This is a genomic window from Leptolyngbya sp. FACHB-711, from assembly GCF_014695615.1.
Taxonomy (GTDB): Bacteria; Cyanobacteriota; Cyanobacteriia; order Elainellales; family Elainellaceae; genus Leptolyngbya_A.
In genome coordinates this window covers 1-3,533 of record NZ_JACJOR010000031.1, presented here as the reverse complement: position 1 = coordinate 3,533, position 3,533 = coordinate 1, and the positions used below count along the sequence as shown (strand labels likewise).

Sequence of the window (3,533 nt, the reverse complement as noted above, 5' to 3'; positions counted from 1 at the left end):
CGCTCTTCTAACTGTTCGGCATTCAGGTTTTTGAGCAACAATCGCCCAATCTGGAGGTGAACCAGTTGCTTCTGGGCATCAGGAATTAGCACGTAAGCCGCTTGCTGAATGCGATCGTGAACAAAAGAGTAATGCTTTTCAGCAGATTCAATTTGTTCTCCGATAGTAATCAAGCCTCGCAGCACTGCTTCCCAAAGTGCTTCTGCAATTACACCAGCAGGTTTTTCAGCAACGATCGCCAAAATCTCTAAATCAAATTGATTCCCAATACAGGAAGCAAATTTAAGAAGCTGTTGAGCCTCTGATGATAGCTTTTGCACTCGCTCAATCATCAGATTTACCACATTGTCGGTAAACCCCTTTGTTTCAATCTGGTCAATGTCCCACTGCCAAGTTTTCTCAAATGAATTGAAGCGTAATAGATTTTCCTGACACAAAGTTTTGAGAAACTCATTTACAAAAAAAGGATTTCCACCAGTCTTGTGCAATACTAATTTTGCTAAGGGCTCTGATTGCTGAAGTGAACATTGAAGAGTCTCTGCAATTAGCTGATTCACACAGCCAAGATCAAGCGGCGACAATACAATTTTTGTCAATGGAATTCCCTGCTGGTGCAGTTTCTCTACCATTAAGTTAAATGGATGAGAAATATCGACTTCGTTATCTCGATAGGCAAGCAAGAAGCAGAGAAACTGAAGACTTGAACCTGTAGCAACCGTCTGAATCAGGCTCAGCGTCGCGCTATCTGCCCATTGCATATCATCTAGAAAAATTGCCAGAGGATGGTCAGCTTGGGCAAATGCGCTAATAAAATTTTGAAAGACCAGATTGAAGCGGTTCTGCGATTCGGTTGACCCCAGTACGGGAATGGAAGGCTGTTCGCCAATAATCAGTGTGACTTCTGGAATCACATCGGTAATCAACCTGCCATTGTTGCCGACAGCAGATTGAATTCGATCGCGCCAAATCACTAACTTTTCTTTTGGCTCAGCCAGAAGTTGACGGACTAATCCCTGAAATGCCTGAACAATTGTGGTGTAGGGAATGTCGCGTTTGTATTGATCAAACTTACCCGAAATAAAGATGCCTCGCGTTTGCACAATTGGCTTGTGCAATTCATTGACAAGAGAAGATTTCCCGATTCCAGAATAGCCAGAAACTAAAATCAGTTCCGGCTTTCCTTCTGCCATAACTCGGTTAAATACGGTCAGTAGCTGAGTAATTTCTGGCTCGCGTCCGTATAGCTTTTGGGGAATCTGGAGGCGATCGGAGATATCCTGTTCGGCAATCGGAAATGGAAGAATTTCTCCTGTCGTTTCCCATAACTGCAAGCAACGCTCTAAATCCGCCTGCAACCCGAGCGCGCTCTGATAGCGATCTTCTGCTACCTTTGCCAACAGCTTTAGAACAATGTCGGATATGACCTGAGGAATGGCTGGATTGATAGCAATAGGAGCAATCGGTGTTTTAGCAATATGACAGTGAATCCACTCCAGCGGATCATTTCCCTGAAACGGCAACTGCCCAGTTAGCATTTCATAGAAAGTCACACCTAACGAGTACAGATCGCTGCGCTGATCAATGCCGCGATTCATGCGTCCAGTTTGCTCTGGTGACAAATAGGGCAAACTGCCTTCAATCCGGTTAGAAGCGCCAACAATTTGACTCTCATAAGGAAGGAATGCAGCTAATCCGAAATCGCCAATTTTGACTTGATTTTGATCTAAATTGACAATGATATTTTGGGGTTTAATATCTTTGTGAACGATGTGTCGCTGATGAATTTGTGCCAGGGCAGCTACAATTTGTAATGCCATGTTGAGAAAGGCAGCAGGTTCTTGAAACTGGCTCAAAAGTTGATCGAGCGGTTGTCCCCCAAAGTCTTCCAGAATAAGATAGGGAACTCCTCGATTGAATTCTAAAGCTAATGCCCGCACCGTTCCTGGCAAGTTGAGCTGCTGTCCGATCGCGTATTCATGCTTGAGTTGCTCAATATTGCGAGCACTGTACTGCTCTGGACGCAAGCTTTTAATGACCACGGGACAACCGTCTTCTCTCACACCCCGGTAAATGAGCGATTTTGTTCCTTCTTGAATTAAATCGGTAATCGTCAATCCAGATAATGTGAATGTCACTCTAGCTGCTCCTCTGCCGTTCCCATTGTGAATGATAAAACCCTAATTATTTTTCAAAAGACTAGGAGGCTGGAATGATTCTGCCATTACCTGCGCGATCGTTTTCAAGAGCTGTTCTGGTTCGACTGGTTTGGCAAGATGGCGTTGAAATCCAGCAGATAGGGCTTGTTGCTCGTTGACATCCCCGGCGTAGGCAGTCAAAGCAATGGCCGGAATCATTTTTCCCTGCTTGGATAAGCTCGGGCGAACTTGTCTCATTAAGGCGTAACCATCCATTTTCGGCATTCCGATGTCGCTAATTACAATATCTGGCAATGACTCAGAAATTTGCTGCAAGGCTTCGGCTGCGGATGCCGCTACCCTAACCGTTGCCCCCTGTTCTTCCAGGATGAAACGAATTAGCTCCCGCATATCCGCTTCATCATCCACAATCAGAACACAAATATCATTCAAATGATGCGTTTTTTGAGTGGGTAAGGGTGACTCTAAATGAGGTGTTAGCGTCGATACTATCAGGGGGAGTTGAACCGTAAAAGTGGTGCCCATTCCAAGGCCCGGGCTTTCCGCTTTCACTGTACCGCCGTGCAGTTCAACCAGATGACGGACGATCGCCAATCCCAACCCCAATCCACCAAATTGACGGGTCGTGCTGCTATCCGCTTGACGAAAATAGTCAAAAATATAAGGCAGGAAATCAGGGCTAATTCCCTCTCCTGTGTCGCTCACCTGAATTTGAGCATTGGTTCCTATGCGATCGAGTCGAACCTGCACTCGACCACCTGACCGAGTAAATTTGACTGCATTCGAGAGCAGATTCCATACAATTTGCTGGAGACGATTCGCATCGCCATTCGTCTGTGCAACCCCAGGATTGAATGCAGTCTGAATCTGAATGCCTTTTGCTTCCGCTGACAGTCGCACTGTTTCAAGGGCTGCTTCGATTGTGGTCACCAGATCAACGGGGCGAGCATCTAGTCTTACTTTTCCTTGAAGAATGCGAGAGACATCTAGCAGATCTTCGATGAGCTGAGACTGAAGTTTTGCATTGCGTTCGATCGTGTCGAGGGCGCGGTCGGTCGCTGTCGCATCAAATGAGCGAGTGCGGAGCAGTCTCGTCCAGCCCAAAATTGGATTTAAAGGGGTTCTTAATTCATGGGACAGCACCGCAAGGAACTCATCTTTCACCCGGTTAGCAGCTTCTGCCTGCTCACGAGCAAATTGCTCTCGTCTCAAGAGCTGTTCTCGCTCTGCTTCGATCGCTTTGCGCTCTGTAATGTCGATTGTTGCCCCCAGCATTCGCACCGGGCCGCCCTGAGCATTGAAAAAAGCACCTCCTGTCGTGGAGAGCCAACGAATTGCCCCAGAAGGTTGGACAACCCGGAATTCAATTTCATAGCT

General features: G+C 46.5%; 2 protein-coding genes. Both read right to left on the bottom strand.

The window, feature by feature from the left end; all coding sequences use genetic code 11:
- The coding region (locus tag H6F80_RS00405) for an AAA family ATPase (protein ID WP_190789648.1) at positions 1-2,135 on the bottom strand (2,135 nt) is incomplete at its 3' end.
- Positions 2,136-2,177: 42 nt separating this feature from the next.
- Positions 2,178-3,533 (bottom strand): hybrid sensor histidine kinase/response regulator (locus H6F80_RS00400; protein ID WP_190789647.1); only part of this gene is annotated, 1,356 nt, incomplete at its 5' end.